Genomic DNA, 21,582 nt, shown 5'->3' on the forward strand with positions numbered 1-21,582 from the left:
CAGCAACTCAAATTCCAAATAGAAAATAATAAACCCCACTCTAATGGGGCGATGTTGCTCATCTAGAGGAAGAAGGAAGAAGTAAAAACCTTTTTTTACCTTTTACCTTCTCTCTTCATTGTCGTGTGGAGTTTTTATGCGAGGCGTTTAGCTTCTACAGTTTGAGGTAAATTTTTAGATTCTGGCAAATTGGCAAATTCCAATTCCCAACCATTTGCTAAAGTTAAAATCTTCCCTTGCTCGCTGTCTATTTGTTTTACAACTTCTTCTTCTAGGTCTTTTTTGGCAACGTAGACAACCAAAGTACCAGCATCATTCATCCGTAGCATTACTTTCATGGAGTTTCCTCAACAGATTCTATTTCTTTCTTTTTACAACCGACAACGAACCCTGTATTTAAGAAATGCACGGCATAAATATAGGAACTCTGTAAATATGTGCCTATACTTGCTATATAACCAACTTCTCCCTTTTGCGCTAAAACTGCCCCAATTTCTTGACCGGGAAATGTACCATCATTTTTGATCAATTTGCGAATTCGCACTTTTTGACCAATTTCAAAAGCGGGTGGTAAGTCTAGTTCTAATTCATCGCGTTGCATGAGAAAACCTCTGTTCTCTTACTAAAGTCAACAGTTCTTCTGTAGTGAGGCAGCGTTTTTTCAATACCGACTGTTGGCGCACTACATCTAAAACAGACTGAGTTTCTTCTGGGTTCAAAAAGATGCCGTACTGTTCTAGCAAATTAGAAATTAAATGCCGTCCAGAATGCTTACCCAGAACTAAACGCCGTTCCCAACCTACTTCTTCAGGAGCATAAGGTTCGTAAGTTACTGGGTTTTGCAGCACACCATGTGCATGAATACCAGACTCGTGAGCAAAGGTGTTTTCTCCAACGATTGCCTTCCAAGGTGGGACGTTAGCACCTGATGCAGAAACAACTAATTGAGATAGTTCCAACAAACGCGGAGTATCAATACCTAAATCGATGCCATAGATGCGTTTCATCGCCATGACAACTTCTTCTAAAGCTGCATTTCCAGCCCTTTCACCTAACCCGTTAACGGTGGTATTTACAGATGTGGCTCCACCTTTAATGCCAGCTAAAGCATTAGCAGTTGCTAGACCAAAATCGTTATGGGTGTGAATTTCTAAAGGAATCGATAAAGCTGATACTAATCGCTTGACTTTTGTCAGAGTGGTGAAGGGGTCAAGTACTCCTACAGTATCGCAGAAACGAAACCTTGATGCACCCCATTCTTGAGCATTTAGTGCTACATCTAAGAGAAAACTTTCATCAGCCCTAGAAGAATCTTCTCCTCCCACGGCTACCCAAAGACCATTATCTAGAGCGAAGTGAATACAGTCTTTAAGTTTTTGTAAACTTACCCGCCATTGACCATGAAATTTAGCGGCGATTTGAATACCAGAAACGGGAATAGCAATATGTACTCGCTCTAGTCCGCAGGCGATAGAAGCTTTAATATCTGACATGACGGCGCGGTTCCAGCCTAGGAGTTTGGCTTCTAAACCTAAGTCAGAAATTGCCATAATTGCGTGTTTTTCTGCTTCACCCATGGCCGGAATACCGACTTCTAACTCAGGGATACCAATGGCATCGAGAAATTTGGCGATCGCTACTTTTTCTTCTAAGGTAAAAGCAACGCCTGCTGCTTGTTCTCCATCACGTAATGTAGTGTCATTAATTATGATTTGATTCATCCCAACCATTCCTCTCTTGGAATTATTCATAATATGTTTTTTCTACAATTCCTAGTAATGGTAGATGCTAGATTAATTGCTGAATACTTAAGGCAAATGCTAAAAACATCACCATGCTTAATGCATGATTTGTCATTCTTACTTAAATATTACATAATGATTCACACTGCATCTGTATGACAAGGAACTAAATTTTGGTATAATTTACGAATGGTTTTCCGAGGGTGGCTTGGGAATTTTGGCAAATAACAAATAGCTGACATAACTATTAGTAATTCCCAAAAAAATTAAGATGCTTAGTCCAGCAATCAAGTTAGAAATCATGTTACTAGCCTCATATTTTTTCTATTGTTGACCTGTAGATCCGCAATCTGCTTAAAAGTTTGACTTGTAGGTTAACTAAGGGTGGTCTGCTAGCCAATCAAAAATTCGCTCTAGTTGCTCTAAATTAACTAGACCATACTGCCAGAGGAGCATAGGTAAAGGGCCATTCTCTAACTCACGGTGTCGCAATGCTACAGCAATATCAGCATTTGAAAGTTCGAGTTCATTGTGCAAAAAATGGAGTAATTTTATATTGATGTTGCGATGTACCATAATCAATCGGACGTTCAAAGTTATTGAGCCAAGAAGAAATTAAAGAAGTGAAATTCCAAGTTATACTTGCTAATTTCGCCCTGATCAGGAAAAATTTGTCAGGATTTTTTAGATTGAGCAGGGTGGCAGAAACCCAAGGTTAGACTAACTATCTGCAATCTGCAAGAGAATTTGTTAGTGAATAGTAACTTCAGCTTGCCAGGAGAATAAATCATACGTGCATGATAAATTTTTTCCTGATCTTTTTTGGCTGAAGTATTCTAAATACACTCATCTGCACCCGATGCGCTATCACTCACACACTTGTGAAAAGAAAATATCTTGACCTCTGCCACTTGATATTCAGCACTCAAAACTCAGCGCTATAATTCCAGCAATGCTCTAGCCAGTCTAGTAATTCTTGGCGAGTAGCCAGAAATTGCATAACTATACTGTGGACAAGAATTGCTGTTAGTAAACTGTTTACTTGTACGTGCAAAGAACCATCAGGAAGACATGAAGAGGTAATCATCAACTCTTGCAAACGGTGATATATTGAATAGCGATCGCTTAAAGGAATCTGCAAAACTTGATCGCCTAGAGCAACATAACTACAATTGGGGTACATACTCAAGAATCCTTTTGATTACTCATCAGGGTTTGCAGTTGTTGTTCTAATTGCTCAATTCGGGAGTGCAAAGAACTAAGCACAGTTGCTTCTACATCGGGTAGCAATCCATGTTCTAGGGGACAGAGTTTGTCACTTTGCTTCCGGGAAATAATTCGGCCCGGAACCCCGACAACAGTGGAATCTGGAGGGACATTCCGTAAGACAATTGAACCTGCACCAATGCGGACGCGATCGCCTATTTGCAGATTACCCAAAACCTTCGCACCTGATCCCACCACAACATTTGCACCCAAGGTAGGATGACGTTTACCGCTTTCTTTCCCAGTTCCCCCAAGGGTGACACCCTGATAAATTAGTGTATAGTCTCCTACAATGGCAGTTTCACCAATGACAACACCCATTCCGTGGTCAATAAACACACCTTTACCAATCTCTGCACCAGGGTGAATTTCAATTCCTGTCAAAAAGCGCCCCAAGTGAGAAATTAACCGGGGGATAAAACTTACTTTCCGCAGGTGTAACCAGTGAGCAAGACGATGCAAACAGAGTGCATGAAATCCAGGGTAGCAAAACACCACCTCTAGCCAATTACGTGCTGCTGGATCGCGCTCAAAGATGATCTGAAAATCGCTCAATAATGGCTCAAAAAAACCGCCAGAGAGTAGATTTTTCCACAGAGAAGTAGCTGCTGTATCCTGAATCTTTGCTGTTTGGGTTTTACTGTCACTGTCTAAAGACTGTTGCATTGTTACTGTCTGGGTAAAAAAGCTTTGTGCTATTTTTATGCTTATATCAGTCCACTCCAAACTGGACAGTACATCAGACGCTGATTGGATCTATTGGAATGATTAAGGTTGTACTCAAGTACCTAAAACCCCCGCTCCAAGCATATTTGAAATTTGCCTTGGGGTAGGGGTACTAGCTTTTTAAAATAGGGGTACTAGCTTTTATCGGGTGGGGGGTTCAGAACTTATGTACTCAACAGTAAAACCTTTGTTTGTGGAAGTTTGCAGCCATTTATGCCAGATATTTGGCGATAGATTAAGCTGTACTCATTTGGCCGGAAATCGAATGTAGACAAGACTACAACTAGCAATTCTGTATACTCAGCTACGATTATTAATTTATGATTTTGGTAGTTAACAAACTATTTTTTTGATTTTTGTTCTCGGTTGTTTTTGCTGTATGCAGAGATACGAAATCAAACCAGGAATATTATAATTTGAAAGTTATCAGAATTATAGGAACCCAATACAGCTTTCCTTTGATGAACGGGATGATATTAAATGGCCTATCTCCTAGACACTAACACGTATATCTATTATTATTGTATAATAATACTCATTGGCATTCCTCATGGACAATAAAGAGTTATCAGCAGGACAAGCAAACTTAAAACTGGCGCTTTGGAATGTAGAAGCAGAATCGGTAAAAAGCTTTGAGGTGTATGCACAACTTCAAGAGCTTGGACTTCCAGAAGAAGTTGTCAGTCGCTTACATGAACTTGTCACTTATACAAAGAAGGTTGCAGGAAAAGTCTTTGCTGTCGGCAAGATTGTACTCTTCAAAATTCTTGAGTTTGTTAAAGCTCATCCTTTTTTGGTGGTGGGTGTTGGTATAGGTGGTGTTGTTGGGGCTGCTATTGTAGGTTTAATCACCTCAATACCATTTTTAGGCCAAATTCTAGCCCCATTAGCAACAGCATTAGGAATAGTTATTACTCTAACTGGTGCAGTATTTGGTAACAACCTAGATAAGCGGTTTCGGGGTGCAGGCGAAGAAATTGTTGAAACTGCTCAACTCTTCTTTGAACTCCTTGCAGACGTATTCAATACTGTGTTTCGTAGCGTTATTACTGCTTGAGCTTTAGCTTGAAACTTTGAAAAAACGAGGCTTAAAATGTCTGAAAATCAAAATCTGACAAAGGAACAACTACTCAAAACAATTGAGCAACTAGAGAAGAACCCAAATGATAAGGTCGGAATCCTTGCTGATGTAGGGGCGACTGCGTTAGGTGCTGTTGGACTCGGAGGATTAGCAGCAGCTATAGGAACAACAACAGCCTCTATACCCATTATCACAGCGATAACAGGTATTGGTATGTTTGTAGCTGCTACCCCTGCTGTAGTTGTAGGCGGTGCTGCTGTAGCTGGGGGTGCTGCTGCTTATGGTGTAGCAAGGTTAATCAAAAATGGTGGTTTTAATGAAGGTAAACGCAAGCAATTATTGAATGAATTGAAGGAAAGGTTGAGAGAAACTGAAGCCAAAGAAAGACAATCTAATTTTGATGAGGGTGACAAGACAAAGTTTCATTTGTTCTTGAAGGAACCACTCAAAGATAATTTGATTAGCCCTGATGATGCTCATCGACTAATGCAAGCTGTAGAGAATGGTCAAATTCCTCTCAGCGAAGCTTATAAACTTGTGGGACAGATTTTTTCGCCTAGCCAAACAACAGAACCTGAAAAAGTCATTATTCCTTGTCCAAAATGCTCCCAGAAACTACGCGCTCCAAGTAATTTGGGGCAACTGAATTTGACGTGTCCGAAATGTAAACATAGTTGGTCATGGGTTTCGAGATAATATTTGTAATTGCGATCGCATCAGTCATGTAGGGTGCGTTGTCGCAAAGCCCAACGCATCATGAACTTAGATATCCCAAAACGCCTACTCATTAGACATATCAGTGAAAATTAAATATGCATTTGAAATTAATACCGTCTAACTACGCCAACTAATTGAGTATATAATATCTAGTTAAGTAGTAGTCATTAGTCCTATGACCCTAGCACCGACCCAAACAAAGCAATATATCGAACAGCGCAATGAAGGTTACTGGATTGGGGAGACACGTATTTCTCTCGATTCAATTGTATATGGCTTTCTCAATGGAGAATCTCCTGAAAGCATAGCCGAAAACTTTCCTTTGCTTTCACTGGAACAAGTTTATGGTGCGATCGCTTTTTATCTTGCTAACCGAGAAGTTGTTGATGCCTACTTAAAGCAAGGTGAGACAGAATTCGAGCAATTACAACAATCCATGCGACAAAAGAATCCGCTTCTGTATCAGAAGTTGAAAGCTGCTCAAGCACAGAAGCAGCGCCAGGTATGACAGCAATTCGATTTCAAGCAGATGCTGACCTCAAGCAAGCGATTGTTACTGGCACAATACGTAGGCAACCAAACCTTGATTTTCAATCAGCATATACAGCAAAGCTTGAAGGCAAAAAAGACCCAGAGGTGTTAGCAATAGCAGCGCGGGAAGGCAGAGTTCTTGTCACCCATGACCGAAAAACGATGCCTACTGAGTTTGGTGACTTTATCATGTCACAAACCAGTGCTGGAGTTTTGATTCTTTCTCAAAGTCTGTCAACCAGTGAAGCAATTGAAGCACTTATCCTTGTTTGGGAAGCGTCTACTGCTGAAGAATTGGTCAATCAGATCATGTCAATCCCATTTTGATATAGTCGCTTAATTAACTGGTAATAGCGATCGCAATTTTCCCAGAAGCCCGCTCAGTTTCGCTATAAGCGTGGGCTGCGGCTAATTCTTGCAGGGGATATGTGCGATCAATCACTACACGAATTTTGCCCGCTTCAATCAACTCTTTTAAATAATCCAAGTCTTGAGTATTGGGTTTTTCCAAGACCAATTTAGCTTTTTGACCGGGGAAAAATGCTGTGATCAGGGTTTCCAGGACGCTTTCTGGAGTAGGTAAGGTGGTGATGTAGATGCCGTTGGGTTTGAGGACTCCTTTGCATTGAGAAAGCGATCGCTTGCCCACGGCATCAAAAATAATATCGTACTGCACATTACCTTTAGCAAAATCCTGTTGCGTATAGTCAATCACAAAATCTGCGTTCAGAGATTTCACCAAATCCAAATTTTTAGTACTGCAAACTCCCGTCACCTCAGCCCCCAAAGCCTTGGCAATTTGCACTCCAAAACTGCCCACACCGCCCGCAGCGCCATTGATTAATACTAATTGACCTGATTTGATCTGACCTTGGTCGCGCAGGGATTGTAGAGCCGTTAGTGCCCCTCCTGGGACAGCAGCAGCTTCTTCGTAGGTGAGGTTGCTGGGTTTGAGAGCCACCAAATTTTCGGCGATCGCCGCATATTCTGCATAAGCTCCCCCAGGTAAGCCAGTGCTGCCATAAATGGCGTCTCCTGATTTAAAGCGCGTAACTTGAGAGCCAACTTGCACCACCTCTCCCGCCAAATCAAACCCCAAAATTTTTGGGAATGTGCTGCCTGTAATCAAGCTAAACATCCCCTTGCGGATTTTCCAATCAATGGGATTAACACTACTAGCGTGGACTTTAACAAGTAACTGGTTAGACTTAATTTTTGGTGGCTCCACATCTTCATACTGCAACACCTCAGCAGAGCCATATTTCCTGATAACAACTGCTTTCATCGCTTTTCCTCCTGCCACCTTCTATGATTACAGTCTAACGACGGTTAGAGTTCATGGTAAACAATTGCGGCATTTTCACCGAAAAATCAGCCGTTAGGCAGAGAGTAGAAGTACTGTATTCATTTTGAATTTTGAATTTCCCCTTGGGGTACTAGTATTTATTCCTAGGCAGCAGCCCCAGAACAAAAAAAAGAGCAGTGAAAAATTAAATTATGTGAAAATCATCTGCTCAATGTACCTATTTATGGGAGGCTAAAAGCCTTATCCAGTAACGCTTATAACTGCTATTGAATAGCATTATTAATCCAAAACTTAAAAAAATATGAATTGCATTTTTCCCCAAAATAAAATGATATGTTGGATACAGAATTGAATTTCGCACGTATCTGGAGAGGCACGAATTAGCTTACTCCAGTTTTTCCCCCCTTCAACCCCCTAGAAATTATTGCCCTGAGCGGGATTTGAGGGACACCTGAGTACAGGCTAGCAGATCCAAAAAACAGCCAGAATAACGCTCAATGCCTTGTTGGTATTGAGTTTTAATTGAGTACAAAGAAATCCTGAACCCCGTTCCATAAATACTCGTACCCCAATGAGAAAATACTAGAACCCCTACCCGAAAAAAGATTTTTTAATTCTTGTAATGCCCCAATCATCAGGGTTTCAATTTTTGAGTACAAGCTTAATATATCCAATAAATTCTATCCCAGATAGACAAACCGCCTAACAATGGACGGCTGATATAAATCTTATATCGCCAATCACTCAACGCTCTAATCCAAAAAAACAAAGCGAAAAGTGAGTGGAGGGATGAGATAGCACTATGCCTCAATGAATAGAAGTTGAGTAGGTATACACCAATTCTACCCAAAACCAAAACGTTGACAGACACCAGCCAGAACCTCAAGAATGTAAATTTTCTTGGTCAGCCTGCCCGAATCGGCGATTAGCCGCCTTCATTAGGCGTCTACGCTACCGCTCCAGGGTTAACACCTAAGGGCAGCGTGAGTATCAGACTCGACTTCAATTCATGAGCATAGGGAGTAGCAACGGCATCTCCCACAGTGGCAGCCAGCCCACCGAACTTTTGCGAAATTCAATGACACTACCGGCTACAGGACTCCTCACATCTGATTATCAGGAACCAATAGTAACCCAAGCAAAATCCGGTGGTTGCGGTTGCGACAGCAACACTAGCGCCACGGTGGAAAGGGACGAAAGGCTCCAACAACGCATCGCCCAACATCCTTGCTACAGCGAAGACGCTCACCATCACTACGCCCGGATGCACGTTGCAGTTGCACCAGCTTGTAACATTCAATGCAACTATTGCAACCGCAAGTATGATTGCGCTAACGAAAGTCGCCCTGGGGTAGTTAGCGAATTGCTAACGCCAGAAGAAGCCGCACACAAGGCTTTGGTGATTGCAGGTAAAATTCCTCAAATGACAGTTTTGGGAATAGCTGGCCCTGGTGATCCTTTAGCAAACCCAGAAAAAACTTTCCGCACCTTTGAGTTGATTGCAGACAAAGCACCAGATATCAAGCTTTGCTTATCAACCAACGGCTTGATGCTGACCGAATACATCGATCGCATCAAACAATTAAATATAGACCACGTTACCATCACCTTTAACACCATAGACCCAGAAATCGGTGCCCAGATTTATTCTTGGGTTCACTACAAACGCAAGCGCTACAGAGGTGTTGAAGGAGCCAAAATTCTGCTCGAAAAGCAGATGGAAGGATTGCAAGCTCTCAAAGAAGCGGACATCTTGTGCAAAGTCAACTCGGTAATGATTCCGGGAATTAATGACCAGCATTTGGTGGAAGTTAATAAATACATTCGTGAGAACGGTGCATTTCTGCACAACATTATGCCGCTGATTTCTGCACCAGAACACGGCACACACTTTGGTTTAACCGGTCAGCGCGGCCCTTCACCTAAAGAATTGAAGGACGTACAAGACAATTGCGCCGGTAACATGAAGATGATGCGCCACTGTCGCCAGTGCCGAGCCGATGCGGTAGGATTGTTAGGAGAAGACCGCAGCCAGGAATTTACCAAAGATAAATTCTTGGAAATGACTCCAGAATATGACCTAGAACAACGCGCTACAGTTCACGAAGGCATCGAGAAGTTTAAGGAAGAAATCAAAGTAGCCAAAGAAAAGGCGAAAGTAGGCAAGAAATCTGCTAACAATCCGAAAATCCTAGTTGCAGTAGCAACCAAGGGTGGTGGATTGGTTAACCAACACTTCGGTCATGCGAAAGAATTCCAGATTTATGAAGTGGATGGTAACGAAGCTCGCTTTGTCAGTCACCGCAAGATTGACCAGTATTGTCAAGGTGGATACAGTGAAGAAGCCACCTTTGAAGGTATTATGAAAGCGATCGCCGATTGTAAAGCAGTTTTGGTTTCCAAGATTGGCAACTGTCCCCAAGAAAAACTGCAAGAAGCTGGCATCCAAACCATTGAAGCTTACGACGTAATTGAAAAGGTTGCTTTAGAGTTTTACGAGCAATACGTAAAAGCTAATGGGTAATGGGTAATGGGTAATGGGTAATGGGTAATGGGTAATGGGTAATGGGTAATGGGTAATAGTCTGAATAATTAGAAATTACCAATCACCTTTTTCCCAATCCCCAATCTCTAATCCCCAATCCCCAATTAGCAATTAGCAATTACCAATTACCTTTTTCCCAATCCCCAATTACCAAAAAGGTAAATAATCATGGCTTACCAAATTACTAGCCAGTGTATTTCCTGTGATCTTTGTCTGTCTGTCTGTCCCACCAATGCAATTAAGATAGTTGATAACCAGCGCTGGATTGATCCTGAACTTTGCACAAACTGCGTTGGTAGTATTCATACCGTACCTCAGTGTAAAGCTGGTTGTCCCACCTGCAACGGTTGCGTTAAACAGCCCAGCGATTATTGGGAAGGTTGGTTTGCCAATTATAACCGCGTCTTAGCCAAGTTAACCAATAAACAAGATTACTGGGAGCGTTGGTTTGACTGTTATTCCCAGACATTTTCTGAGCAATTACAAAAGCGTCCACGCCAAGTAGCAGCTTAAATCTTGGGTAAAGGGCAAACAGCAAAGGGCACAAAATATTGATAATTATCCCTGCCTCTTGCCTCTTGCCTCTTGCCTCTTGCCGAATTACTTGGCTCTTGTGAAATAAAAAAATTGGAAACAATGCAAAAGAACTGCATCTATCTCGATAATAATGCCACCACCCAGGTAGACCCAGAAGTTCTAGAGGTAATGCTGCCCTATCTGACAGATTATTACGGTAATCCCTCTAGTATGCACAGCTTTGGCGGACAAGTCGGCAAAGGGGTAAAAATAGCAAGAGAACAGCTTGCAGCCCTCCTAGGAGCCGATGAATCAGAAATTATCTTTACCAGTTGCGGGACTGAGGGTGATAACGCCGCCATCCGTGCAGCATTGCTAGCACAACCAGAGAAGCGACACATCATCACCACTCAAGTAGAACATGCAGCGGTGTTGAATGTCTGCAAACAACTAGAAACCCAAGGTTACAGTGTTACCTATCTTTCGGTGGATAGTCAGGGACAGTTGGATCTAAATGAATTAGAAGCCTCCCTGACGGGTAATACCGCCCTGGTAACAATTATGTATGCTAATAATGAAACTGGTACGGTTTTCCCAATTGAGCAAATTGGGTTAAGAGTTAAAGAACGAGGCGCTATCTTTCATGTCGATGCAGTGCAAGCAGTGGGAAAAATTCCGCTGAATATGAAGACTAGCACCATCGATATGTTAACTCTGTCTGGTCACAAGCTACACGCACCTAAAGGAATTGGCGCTTTGTATGTGCGGCGTGGGGTGAGGTTCCGTCCTTTCCTAATTGGGGGACACCAAGAACGGGGACGCCGTGCAGGAACAGAGAATGTTCCGGGAATTATTGCCTTGGGCAAAGCGGCGGAAATGGAACTGTTACATTTACCCGATGCGACCAACAGAGAAAGAAAATTGCGCGATCGCCTAGAAAAAACCTTACTCGCCGCAATTCCCAACTGTGAAGTTAACGGTGATCCTCAGCATAGATTGCCAAACACCACCAATATTGGTTTTAAATATATCGAAGGTGAAGCAATTCTGCTTTCGTTAAATAAATACGGTATCTGTGCTTCATCCGGTTCTGCTTGTACATCTGGCTCATTGGAACCTTCCCACGTCCTCCGGGCTATGGGTTTACCCTACACCACTTTGCACGGTTCCATTCGCTTTAGTCTGAGTCGCTTCACCACAGACGCCGAGATTGATCAAGTTATTGCCGTAATGCCTGAGATTGTCGAACGTCTCCGCGCCCTCTCACCCTTCAAAAATGACGAGGCGGGTTGGTTACAACAACAGGCACAAACTCTAGTGAATAAGTAATGGGGATCAGGATTAGAGGATTAGAGGATTAACAGGATTTATTTGAGAATGATTAATATTAATCCTCATCATCCTTTTATCCTTAAATCCTGATTGGTAATTGGTAATTGGTAATTGGTAAGGGTTTTTCCCAAACCCCAGTTCCCAATCCCCAGTCCTCAATCCCCAATCCCCAGTCTTAAATCCAAAATCTAAAATCCAAAATCTAAAATCGACCATGTGGGACTACACAGATAAAGTATTAGAGCTGTTTTACGATCCCAAAAATCAGGGAGCAATTGAAGAAACTGGCGAACCTGGAGTTAAGGTAGCAACTGGAGAGATAGGCAGCATTGCCTGCGGTGATGCTCTGAGACTGCACCTGAAAGTTGAAGTAGAATCTGACAAAATTCTCGATGCTCGCTTTCAGACCTTTGGTTGCACCAGTGCGATCGCATCTTCGAGTGCATTAACCGAAATGATCAAGGGCTTAACTTTAGATGAAGCCCTGAAAGTTTCCAACAAAGACATTGCAGATTACTTAGGCGGATTACCAGAAGCCAAGATGCACTGCTCAGTTATGGGACAAGAAGCCCTAGAAGCAGCCATCTACAATTACCGAGGCATTCCCCTAGCCACCCATGATGATGATGAAGGTGCCCTGATTTGTAGCTGCTTTGGTATTAGCGACTCCAAAATTCGCCGTGCAGTTTTAGAAAATAAACTCACCAGTGCTGAACAGGTAACAAATTATGTAAAAGCTGGTGGCGGATGCGGTTCTTGTTTAGCCAACATTGATGATATTATCAAAGAAGTACAGCAAGAAGTCGCCACATCACTCCGCAACAACAATGGCGTGAAGACCACTACAGATATCTCGACTTCTGGAAAGCAAAAACCGCTGACCAATGTGCAAAGAATTGCCCTAATTCAAAAAGTACTTGATGAAGAAGTCAGACCTGTATTGATCGCCGACGGGGGAGATGTAGAACTGTACGATGTAGAAGGCGACCGCGTGAAAGTGGTGCTCCAAGGTGCTTGCGGTTCTTGTTCTAGCAGCACAGCCACACTCAAGATTGCGATCGAAGCCAGATTACAAGATCGTGTCAGCAAAAACCTTGTAGTCGAAGCAGTTTCGCCCTTGCTGTAGAAAAAACACTCTTTACGAAGATACATTTATCTGTATCAGCCAGCAACTGAAACTAGGATTTGACCTAGATAATTCTCAACAATCAAGACTTCAGTCCTGCTAACAACAAACAGCATTTAAGCGGAAAAAATTCAACGCTTAATTGCCAACTTCACCATCCAACTCGCTTCACAGGAAAGGAGAAAGATTATGGGTTTATACGACAAAATCGGCGGACAACCAACAGTAGAAAAAGTCGTTGATGCTTTCCACAAAAACATCATGGGAGATAGCTCCGTTAGCGGTTACTTTGCTAAAACAGATATGGCAAAACAACGCGCTCATCAAATTGCTTTCTTCTCTCAAATCTTGGAAGGGCCAAGCCAATACGCTGGTCGTCCAATGGAAAAAACCCACACAGGCATGAAGCTACAACAAGCTCAGTTTGATACCATCGTCAAACACTTGAATGCTGCAATGACCGCAAGTGGTGTATCAGCTGCTGACGCAGCCGCTGCAATGGCTAACGTTGAAGCTTTGAAAGGCTCTATTTTAGGCAAGTAGGACTAAACCATTGATTGTTGACGAATTACTTCGTCAAGTCCTACCTATCTCTACAGGCTGTTGCATATTTCGGTGTATTTGTAAAGTGCCTAAGTTCTTTGTTTAGACAAAGGACTTAGGGTAAACAAAATTTTATCTAGGAAAATCAATGCTTTCAACAACAATAGTTTTTGCGGTAGAGCGATCGCCCCCAGCGACGTTCTACACAAGCTCACTGCTGTAGCTCAACAGGCGTGAGAAGCCCAGAGACAAGCAACACCCACCAACCAACCAATTGTAGGAAAACACGAACCATGACTGAAGAAAAGATTAGACAGATAGCTTTCTACGGTAAGGGCGGTATCGGTAAATCTACCACTTCCCAAAACACCCTAGCAGCTATGGCAGAAATGGGCCAACGCATCCTAATTGTTGGTTGCGACCCCAAAGCTGACTCCACCCGTTTGATGCTGCACAGCAAGGCTCAAACAACCGTTCTTCACTTGGCTGCTGAACGTGGTGCAGTTGAAGATATCGAAATCGAAGAAGTAATGCTCACCGGCTTCCGTGGTGTACGTTGCGTAGAATCTGGTGGTCCAGAACCCGGAGTAGGTTGTGCAGGTCGCGGTATCATCACCGCCATCAACTTCTTAGAAGAAAACGGTGCTTACCAAGACCTAGATTTCGTATCTTACGACGTATTAGGTGACGTTGTATGCGGTGGTTTTGCTATGCCTATCCGTGAAGGTAAAGCGCAAGAAATCTACATCGTTACATCTGGTGAAATGATGGCGATGTACGCTGCTAACAACATCGCTCGTGGTGTTCTTAAGTATGCTCACACCGGTGGAGTACGTTTGGGTGGTTTGATTTGTAATAGCCGTAACACTGACCGGGAAATCGATCTAATCGAAACCTTGGCAAAACGGTTGAACACCCAAATGATTCACTACGTACCCCGTGACAACATCGTTCAACACGCAGAATTGCGCCGGATGACTGTTAACGAGTACGCACCAGAAAGCAACCAAGCTAACGAATATCGGACATTAGCTACCAAGATCATCAACAACAAGAATCTAACTATTCCTACACCTATCGAAATGGAAGAACTAGAAGAATTGTTGATTGAATTTGGTATTCTTGAAAGCGACGAAAATACCGCAATGCTAGTTGGTAAGACCGCTACCGAAGCTCCTGTAGTATAACTCGCTGCTAAGAAATCAAACTCTAGCAACAGGAAAAAGGCAGAGAGTACCACATCATAGCTCTCACCTTTGACCAACATTCCCTTAATCCCTTCAGGGGACTCTAAGTCCCCAACCCCACAGGGGAAAACCCCCTTCCCTATTCCCGTTCCTTAGGAGCAAGAGAGACAGAAAATGACTCCTCCAGACAACAAGAAAATCATCGAAGAAAGAAAAGAACTAGTTAAAGAAGTTCTCAAAGCTTACCCCGAAAAAGCTGCTAAAAAGCGGGAAAAGCACCTCAACGTATATGAAGAAGGTAAGGCTGACTGCGGCGTTAAATCTAACATCAAATCTTTACCTGGTGTGATGACCGCTCGTGGTTGTGCTTATGCAGGTTCCAAGGGTGTGGTTTGGGGTCCTATTAAGGACATGATTCACATCAGTCACGGGCCTGTAGGTTGCGGTTACTGGTCTTGGTCTGGTCGTCGTAACTACTACATTGGTACAACAGGTGTTGATACCTTTGGTACCATGCACTTCACCTCTGACTTCCAAGAACGGGACATCGTTTTTGGTGGTGATAAGAAACTAGTCAAATTGATTCAAGAATTAGATGTACTTTTCCCTTTAAACCGTGGTGTTTCCATTCAATCTGAATGTCCCATCGGTCTAATTGGAGATGACATCGAAGCTGTTGCTAGAAAGACCTCCAAGGAAATTGGTAAGCCAGTTGTTCCCGTACGTTGCGAAGGCTTCCGGGGTGTTTCTCAGTCCTTGGGTCACCACATCGCTAACGACATGGTTCGTGACTGGGTTTTCACCAGAGCAGACCAAGCGAAGAAAGATGGTACACTCAAGTTTGAAGGTACCCCCTATGATGTAGCCATTATCGGTGACTACAACATCGGTGGTGATGCTTGGGCTAGCCGCATCCTGTTAGAAGAAATCGGCTTGCGCGTAGTCGCTCAGTGGTCAGGTGATGGCACCATCAACGAAATGTTGATGACCCCTAATGTGAAGATGAACCTCATCCACTGTTACCGCTCGATGAACTACATCAGCCGTCACATGGAAGAAGCTTACGGTATACCCTGTACAGAATATGATTTAATGTGTTTTGAACCCACGATTTAGTCCAGGCTTGACTTTGCTCAACTCAAACATTGTTCCAAATGGACTAAATTTTAAGCCAAATTTAAGCCAAAATGGAATTTAGCAATCAGGACGTTTTCGGCGATTTCACACCGCCAGCATCTACCGATGGCAGCTATCTAGGGAATCGGCAACAGATGAAAGCTACTCAGCAGCATTTAGAGAAGAAATTTGAGAAAGGTTTGGCAGAGGTTAAGGCTCGGTTGAAGGCAGGTAAGGTTAAGGTCGGGCTGATAGTTGGGCAAGGAACTATTCAATTGCAGGTATCGCTACCAATTAAGCCTGGGGATGTAGACACTAAGGGGACTGGGTACAAGCAATACAAAATCTCACTCAGCATCCCTGCAAATTTGGACGGACTGAGAACTGCTGAGGAGGAAGCACAGGAGTTAGGCAAGCTGATCGCCCGCAAGCAGTTTGAATGGAATGATAAATACTTGGGTAAACTCGCCAAGGTGGAGAACGGGCCCAATACTGTTGGGGAGATATTAGAGGAGTTTGAAGTTGAATATTTTAAAACTCACAAGTTGACAGAGAAGAGTAAGCATACTTTCTCTTATTACAAAGACCATTTAAAAAGACTGGTTGGAACTGACACGCTATTAAGTCAGGTATCTATAGATAAAAAGATTGCAGAGATAACTAATGATCATGCCAAGTACAGTGCTGTTAAAAGTTTGAAGGTATTAAGGTCAACTCTTAACCTGACTAGCTTTAGCCTGGAAGGAGTGAAGAGTACACAGCCCAAGAGTCAAGTTAGAGATATCCCCAGTGATGAGGATATTGTCAGGTATTATGAATCCTTTCACCGCTATTCGTTGTCTAGAAGCTTAACTATTAAGAAAGATTGCATAGATAGTTGGAAGATGTGGGAATGGGTCTATGGGATGCTTGCCACTTACGGTTTACGACCGAGGGAACTGTTTGTTAATCCTGGGATTGATTGGTGGTTGAGTCCTGAGAATAAGGATAATACTTGGAAGGTTCACCCAGATACTAAGACTGGTTACAGGGAAGCTTTGCCGCTCCATCCTGAATGGGTGGAGTTGTTTGATTTGAAGAATCGGGAAGCTTTGCAGATGTTGAAGTCGCAAACTTCTGACAGGACGAGTTTTACGGAAATCAACACGATTCGGGTTAACTGTTCGTCATGGTTTCGGCGGGTAAAGATTCCGTTTACTCCTTATGATTTGCGTCATGCCTGGGCAATTAGAGCGCACATGATGGGTGTGCCGATTAAAGCGGCGGCTGATAATTTGGGGCATTCGGTGGAGATTCACACTGAGATTTATCAGAAGTGGTTCAGTTTGGAGAACCGGAAGAAGGTAATTAAGCAGGCGGTGGATAAAAGGGATGATGTGGAGGCGCTAAAAGAAGAGAACGCACGTTTAAGGGCTGAGGTTGAGCGACTTAAACATGCGTTGGCACGGAAGCAAATTTCAGAGGTTCTGTTGTAAAACTTCTTTTGCGGTCAGGCGTAATTCTGGGAAGGTTAGAGATATTATCAAATCGTCGCCCCTAAACTGGGTTACTTGATATTCACTTTCAATCAAGGAATAAATTGATAGTGTGGGTAACTTGGGATTGCCGATGAATCGCCTGCCGCCTACTCCCAAGTAATCTATGATCCAATATTCAGGAATCCCTATGGCTTCATAGTCACTAACTTTATTCCCGTAATCAACTCCCCAATTAGAGCTAACGACTTCGGCTACGAATGGAACTGATGCGGCTTGGGTGACGGTTGACTGTTTCTGCCACAAGGGTTCGTTGGCTAGGTTGTCTACATTTAACAGCAGGATGTCGGGGCAATAAGCTGATTCTGCTGCTGGGGTTTTAACAAAGGCATTTTTAGTGATGGCGTAGGGCAGGTTTTTCCTAACTATCTCTGCTATCAACTTGCGACTTAGTAGCGCATTAACGAGTTCATGTTCCCCTAATGGCTGATTCATTTCGACAATTGTTCCGTTGTGCAGTTCATAGCGTACCCCTGTGTCGGGATACCATTCCGCGAATTGTTCAAAGGTTACTGGTTTTGGTAAGGCTTGAACCATAGTTAGCCCTCTTTGTGCGATCGCTCTTATTTTAGCCATGAATTAGGCGGGTAAAGATTCACTTATTCTTATCCATGAAATCCTTAAAAAGCGTCATCAGTGTCATCATTAACCCTGGAGGCTTTGCTACACAAGCATTAGACGCTGATGACAACAGCGTCATCAGCGTGTCATCAGCGTCATCAGTCAATAAGACGGCAAGGGGGGGGAATCACTAGTGATGACAGTGATGACACCGTGATGACACCGTGTCATCAGCCTGAAACAACGGCATATCAAGGCACTCATTAATGTGATGACACTGATGACACTTTTTGTGGTAAAAAAATCCCCACCGTCTAATAGATAGTGGGGGATGTGCTTGTTATTTACTGATTTACTTAAAACGTGTCATCCTCGGTATTCTCTCTCTCACCCAGGCATCAATCTCTTCTTTGAAGTAACCGAGTAAAAAGTAATGGTCTTCTTGGATTGTACCCAGTGCCTTGATTGTCCTGTAAACGCCTGGGTACCTGTCTTTGAAGAAATCAGGTATCACATCGTAATTACTAAACAAGTCTAGGTATCGGGAAATGGGGGTAAAGGTCTTAACTGGAAGTTGATATTTTTTATAGCAATAGTTCATCTCTGCCCTACCGAGAAGAAATGGCACATAATGCCAGTCACGACCCTCTAGAAATTTGTAGCGCTCCTGAACTGCTTTGTTAATGATATCCAAACCTTCTACTGTGTTTTGACGTGAGGCAATATCAGCCGCCAGATGCGGATCAGCGGTGACGTACCTGACGAAAACCTCGGCTACATAGTTAGCAAAAGCTGGGTCAAGGTAGCTGGCTAGGTGAACTGCCATTATTGGGTGAACCCAAGTTACCCAAGTTTGACCGACGCGCTCAACAATCCAAGGGCTGATTTCTGACCCCGTAATTTTCACACTCTCAAAATTTGACACACCCGCCTGGGGTGTGTGAAAAATCTCAGAGTTGACACACTATTTTTTAGGGTGTGAGAAAGATTGTCTGCTTTTGCTCTTGTCTCCGGTAACTGTTTCCATTTATCCAATCGGGAGCCAAAAGCCTTGCACCACTTCGTAGCGTTGATATAACCGTCGCCACGCTGGGTATCTTGCACCAATTCACTAAACTGCTCTATTTCAGACATGGGTTAAACTCCTGATAGTTGAATTTCCTTGATAAATGCGTCGATCGCCTTACCCGCCGTTGACTGTCTCCCCACCTTCAGCTTTTTCAGCACCTTATCCCGTGCCGCATCATAATCTACTGGTTGCCTCAGAGATTGGGTGTTATCTCTCAGGCGGCCAACTCCCCCAGGCGTTCATCTAACTCCCGCTTAACATCTGCGATCGCGCTTTCAACTTCCCGCTTAACAAAATCCTGGATGTCCACGCTGTTTGCGCTTCTGTTGTCGCTTGCAGGTACTCCCAAAACACTCATTAGCAGCCTTTTAGCTGTCAGAGCAAGAGAGCCTTTATCTTCCGGTGACTGCTGCAATTGCAATGCCTCAACCTCAAAATCTTGGAGACGGAATGAGATTAACTTGCTGGTGCCATTACCTGAGATTACTGGTTGCCAATTCAAATCAGGTTCTAACAGGTCTATTAGGTTTGCCTCTAATGCAGGTAGCTCATCTTCAGTGACAGAAAACCAACTAATGCGTGTCTCTAAACCAGCTTCTACAAACTCAACTATTCTGTGATGTCCCAGGAATCGGTTTTTTAAATTAACCGTCCTACCTATGTATAACAGTCTGTTAGACTTCCAGACTAGGTAAATTGCTGGAATGTCGGGTAGATTATTCCGATCTGCGACTGAAACAGATGGCAGAGTGGAGCGCAACATTCCTACGACTACTGATGTTTTATCGAGTCCTGTTGACTCAACCTGAGATGCAATAACCGATGCTAAATCATCTGGGCATCGAAGAGTAAGGGATACAGACATATCTTACAGTTGAATACAAAGTGTCTAACGAAAGTGTAACACTCTGAACAAGGACGCGCAAGACAGCGTGACACGTTTTGTAACACAAGCTATTGACAATTATTTTGGGGTGTCTTACATTAAGAAGACAGCGTGACACAAAAGATGTAGCGGTAAGTCGTAGCGGCGCACGCTCTCTTGATGTTGATTGCTTTTCTAAATAATTCAGAGAATTTCACTGTTTTGAAGTCAGCGCTTTTAAATGCGCCCCGGAGAGAGAGTCTCTTACCTCTCCCCCCACCGGAACGACTTCCCCAAAATCAATACCCTGATTAGGAGCCATAACTATAATGTTACACTTCGACCGTGTTCTGTCCAACTCACGGCAACTTTCCAGCGTGGGCAGAAGAGGATTTTTAACCACACTTGCACTAGGCACACTAGCGGCGGGAAGCGATTCTGTACAAAATCATCCCCCGGTCATGCCAGCTACCATGCCTCAGCCAAAATTCTGGTTTGGTCAACAAGTCTGCTTTGAGTGGGAATGTGATGACGACTTAGATATAACCAATTGCGGTAAATCCTTTCGTGACTATGGCGTTGTCGTCGGTATGACTTACCAGCAGCCCGGCTGCGATGATGGTTGGGTCTACTGGGTCAAGTGGGAAAAGTTAGGGGCTGACACCGTTGCTAAACTGCCTTTTACTGAAGCGGCGCACGAAGATGAGTTACAGCTAGCTTAGGACGCATAGACAGACAGCCCCTGGTTATTGCTGGGGGTTGTTTTGTGGCAGTGACAACGAAACTAAAGTTTAGAAGCTTATAAGGATTTTGATGAAAATATAAATCCACCCGTCACACCCGTCACATCCTTGCTAGGCAAGCATCACAGCCGTGACACCTCTGTGACACTACCCGTCACACCTGTCACAGCATTAGAAAGGCAATCAAGTGACGTGACACCTGTGACGCTACCTGTCACAGAGGTGTCACGGCTAGAACCCTTACCCCAAACCAGTGTGACGGGTGTGACGGGTAAAACCTCTACTAGAGTTAAAATTTCACAACGAATTAAATTAAATATTGGTGTTTAGTCAAAGGGTTAGCAAATATTTGTGCGATCGCCTTTTGAACTCAAGCCTGAACCGCTGAACCGCCAGATAAAGTACTAAAAACAAGTCCTGGTATTGATTACAAGTCCTTTTACCCGCCTGAACCCAGTTCAGGCACTCTTGAACCGCTGAACCAACGGACTGACAAGGGTTAGGTGAGAAACGTGAACCAGTTCAAACACGCCACTAAACTTACTCGTGAGCAGTGCTTGCATCTGATTAACTCCTGACCCGAACAGGATAGAACTGGTTCAGAGCTTCACCCAGGTAATAGATCAGCAGGAAGGCTAGAACAAATTAGAAATACCCATTTTTACCCTGTTCCTGTTCCGGCGTTCCAAATGTTCCAAATCATGGAACAGATTGCTGTGTCTTGTTCCTGGCTGTTCCCAAAACGTTCTCAGTGGGAACACTTTAGGAACAAGTTGGGAACAAAGTGATTGTGGAAGTAAAGGAAGTTCCTGCGGAAGTAAAGGAAGTACATAGTAGCAATGCTTCTAACAACTTGGAAGTACTTCCCCGGAAAGTAAAGTGAGTTCCATTTTTAATATTTATCCAGGGAAAGTGGGGGAAGTGGTGAAGTGGTGAAGTAGATAGGTTATGAACATTAGACAGATGGAAACCGCCAAAAGTGCTTATATCGCAAAGCTTGGGGAGGACAAAACTTACCGAAACGGCGTTTCAGCTGTCTGTTGTCTCTGTCTGCTGTCTGCTGTCTAAATTCTGT

Annotated in this window: 23 protein-coding genes and 2 pseudogenes; 14 read left to right on the plus strand and 11 right to left on the minus strand. The window is 43.4% G+C overall.

Annotation, left to right across the window (positions count from 1 at the left end; translation table 11 throughout):
- Positions 1-134: 134 nt before the first annotated feature.
- From nifT to cysE, 6 genes and pseudogenes are all read right to left on the minus strand, one after another.
- Complete coding sequence (nifT, locus tag H6G32_RS07340) at positions 135-338, minus strand: putative nitrogen fixation protein NifT (RefSeq protein ID WP_190456611.1); 204 nt, start codon at positions 336-338, stop codon at positions 135-137.
- Positions 313-601: pseudogene (locus H6G32_RS07345) on the minus strand (nitrogen fixation protein NifZ). Before H6G32_RS07345 ends, nifT begins: the two are co-directional and overlap by 26 nt.
- Complete coding sequence (gene nifV, locus H6G32_RS07350; RefSeq protein WP_190456613.1) at positions 588-1,721, minus strand: homocitrate synthase; 1,134 nt, start codon at positions 1,719-1,721, stop codon at positions 588-590. The pseudogene H6G32_RS07345 and the gene nifV overlap by 14 nt, the downstream one beginning before the upstream one ends.
- 399 nt (positions 1,722-2,120) lie before the next feature.
- Positions 2,121-2,318, minus strand: a complete 198-nt coding sequence (locus H6G32_RS07355) for a DUF2949 domain-containing protein (RefSeq protein WP_190456615.1) — start codon at positions 2,316-2,318, stop codon at positions 2,121-2,123.
- Between the two features lie 349 nt (positions 2,319-2,667).
- A complete protein-coding gene (locus tag H6G32_RS07360; RefSeq protein ID WP_190456616.1) occupies positions 2,668-2,925 on the minus strand; it encodes an Asr1405/Asl0597 family protein in 258 nt (85 codons plus the stop codon).
- 2 nt (positions 2,926-2,927) lie between these two features.
- Positions 2,928-3,674: a serine O-acetyltransferase gene (cysE, locus tag H6G32_RS07365; RefSeq protein ID WP_190456618.1), complete on the minus strand. Its 747-nt coding sequence runs from the start codon at positions 3,672-3,674 to the stop codon at positions 2,928-2,930.
- A gap of 610 nt (positions 3,675-4,284) precedes the next feature.
- On the opposite strand from cysE, the gene H6G32_RS07370 reads away from it, so the two are divergent.
- From H6G32_RS07370 to H6G32_RS07385, 4 genes are all read left to right on the plus strand, one after another.
- Complete coding sequence (locus H6G32_RS07370; RefSeq protein ID WP_190456621.1) at positions 4,285-4,791, plus strand: hypothetical protein; 507 nt, start codon at positions 4,285-4,287, stop codon at positions 4,789-4,791.
- 36 nt (positions 4,792-4,827) lie between these two features.
- Complete coding sequence (locus tag H6G32_RS07375; RefSeq protein ID WP_190456623.1) at positions 4,828-5,511, plus strand: hypothetical protein; 684 nt, start codon at positions 4,828-4,830, stop codon at positions 5,509-5,511.
- A 196-nt stretch (positions 5,512-5,707) separates the two neighbouring features.
- Complete coding sequence (locus H6G32_RS07380; RefSeq protein ID WP_190456625.1) at positions 5,708-6,040, plus strand: DUF433 domain-containing protein; 333 nt, start codon at positions 5,708-5,710, stop codon at positions 6,038-6,040.
- Complete coding sequence (locus H6G32_RS07385) at positions 6,037-6,390, plus strand: DUF5615 family PIN-like protein (protein WP_190456628.1); 354 nt, start codon at positions 6,037-6,039, stop codon at positions 6,388-6,390. Before H6G32_RS07380 ends, H6G32_RS07385 begins: the two co-directional genes overlap by 4 nt.
- Before the next feature lie 13 nt (positions 6,391-6,403).
- Here the strand turns inward: H6G32_RS07385 and H6G32_RS07390 are convergent, their stop codons facing one another.
- Positions 6,404-7,348, minus strand: coding sequence for an NAD(P)-dependent alcohol dehydrogenase (locus H6G32_RS07390; RefSeq protein ID WP_190456629.1), 945 nt, complete (start codon positions 7,346-7,348; stop codon positions 6,404-6,406).
- A 1,099-nt stretch (positions 7,349-8,447) separates the two neighbouring features.
- On the opposite strand from H6G32_RS07390, the gene nifB reads away from it, so the two are divergent.
- The 8 genes and pseudogenes from nifB to H6G32_RS07430 all read left to right on the plus strand — a co-directional run bounded on the left by nifB (position 8,448) and on the right by H6G32_RS07430 (position 17,209).
- Positions 8,448-9,893 (plus strand): nitrogenase cofactor biosynthesis protein NifB, encoded by a 1,446-nt coding sequence (nifB, locus tag H6G32_RS07395; RefSeq protein ID WP_190456777.1) that lies wholly within the window; start codon positions 8,448-8,450, stop codon positions 9,891-9,893.
- Between the two features lie 189 nt (positions 9,894-10,082).
- Positions 10,083-10,427: a 4Fe-4S binding protein gene (locus H6G32_RS07400; RefSeq protein WP_190456631.1), complete on the plus strand. Its 345-nt coding sequence runs from the start codon at positions 10,083-10,085 to the stop codon at positions 10,425-10,427.
- Between the two features lie 123 nt (positions 10,428-10,550).
- Positions 10,551-11,759 carry a cysteine desulfurase NifS gene (gene nifS / locus H6G32_RS07405; protein WP_190456633.1) on the plus strand — a complete coding sequence of 403 codons (1,209 nt, stop codon included), beginning with the start codon at positions 10,551-10,553 and terminating at the stop codon, positions 11,757-11,759.
- 217 nt (positions 11,760-11,976) lie between these two features.
- Positions 11,977-12,888: a Fe-S cluster assembly protein NifU gene (nifU, locus tag H6G32_RS07410; protein WP_190456635.1), complete on the plus strand. Its 912-nt coding sequence runs from the start codon at positions 11,977-11,979 to the stop codon at positions 12,886-12,888.
- A 189-nt stretch (positions 12,889-13,077) separates the two neighbouring features.
- Complete coding sequence (locus tag H6G32_RS07415; RefSeq protein WP_190456637.1) at positions 13,078-13,431, plus strand: group I truncated hemoglobin; 354 nt, start codon at positions 13,078-13,080, stop codon at positions 13,429-13,431.
- Positions 13,432-13,724: 293 nt separating this feature from the next.
- A complete protein-coding gene (nifH, locus tag H6G32_RS07420) occupies positions 13,725-14,618 on the plus strand; it encodes a nitrogenase iron protein (RefSeq protein ID WP_190456639.1) in 894 nt (297 codons plus the stop codon).
- Positions 14,619-14,792: 174 nt separating this feature from the next.
- A pseudogene (locus tag H6G32_RS07425) lies at positions 14,793-15,728 on the plus strand (nitrogenase component 1); the annotation flags it as partial.
- A gap of 77 nt (positions 15,729-15,805) precedes the next feature.
- A complete protein-coding gene (locus H6G32_RS07430) occupies positions 15,806-17,209 on the plus strand; it encodes a site-specific integrase (protein WP_190456643.1) in 1,404 nt (467 codons plus the stop codon).
- Here H6G32_RS07430 and H6G32_RS07435 read toward each other — a convergent pair.
- The 4 genes from H6G32_RS07435 to H6G32_RS26670 all read right to left on the minus strand — a co-directional run bounded on the left by H6G32_RS07435 (position 17,192) and on the right by H6G32_RS26670 (position 19,764).
- Positions 17,192-17,806 (minus strand): Uma2 family endonuclease, encoded by a 615-nt coding sequence (locus H6G32_RS07435; protein ID WP_190456779.1) that lies wholly within the window; start codon positions 17,804-17,806, stop codon positions 17,192-17,194. The two genes, H6G32_RS07430 and H6G32_RS07435, sit on opposite strands and share 18 nt — an antisense overlap.
- Before the next feature lie 376 nt (positions 17,807-18,182).
- Complete coding sequence (locus H6G32_RS07445) at positions 18,183-18,755, minus strand: KilA-N domain-containing protein (protein WP_190456647.1); 573 nt, start codon at positions 18,753-18,755, stop codon at positions 18,183-18,185.
- Complete coding sequence (locus H6G32_RS27055; RefSeq protein WP_190456649.1) at positions 18,734-18,964, minus strand: KilA-N domain-containing protein; 231 nt, start codon at positions 18,962-18,964, stop codon at positions 18,734-18,736. Before H6G32_RS27055 ends, H6G32_RS07445 begins: the two co-directional genes overlap by 22 nt.
- A 149-nt stretch (positions 18,965-19,113) precedes the next feature.
- Positions 19,114-19,764, minus strand: coding sequence for a hypothetical protein (locus H6G32_RS26670; protein WP_242046521.1), 651 nt, complete (start codon positions 19,762-19,764; stop codon positions 19,114-19,116).
- A 329-nt stretch (positions 19,765-20,093) separates the two neighbouring features.
- Here H6G32_RS26670 and H6G32_RS07460 point away from each other — a divergent pair, with 329 nt between their 5' ends.
- Both H6G32_RS07460 and H6G32_RS07465 read left to right on the plus strand, forming a co-directional pair.
- The gene (locus tag H6G32_RS07460; protein ID WP_190456651.1) at positions 20,094-20,486 is read left to right on the plus strand and encodes a hypothetical protein; all 393 of its coding nucleotides are present in this window, start codon (positions 20,094-20,096) and stop codon (positions 20,484-20,486) included.
- Between the two features lie 162 nt (positions 20,487-20,648).
- Entirely contained in the window at positions 20,649-20,837 is a 189-nt protein-coding gene (locus tag H6G32_RS07465; RefSeq protein WP_190456653.1) for a hypothetical protein, read from the plus strand.
- The last annotated feature ends 745 nt before the right edge of the window (positions 20,838-21,582 follow it).

Origin of the sequence: Cylindrospermum sp. FACHB-282, from assembly GCF_014697195.1 — a bacterium.
Taxonomy (GTDB): Bacteria; Cyanobacteriota; Cyanobacteriia; order Cyanobacteriales; family Nostocaceae; genus Cylindrospermum.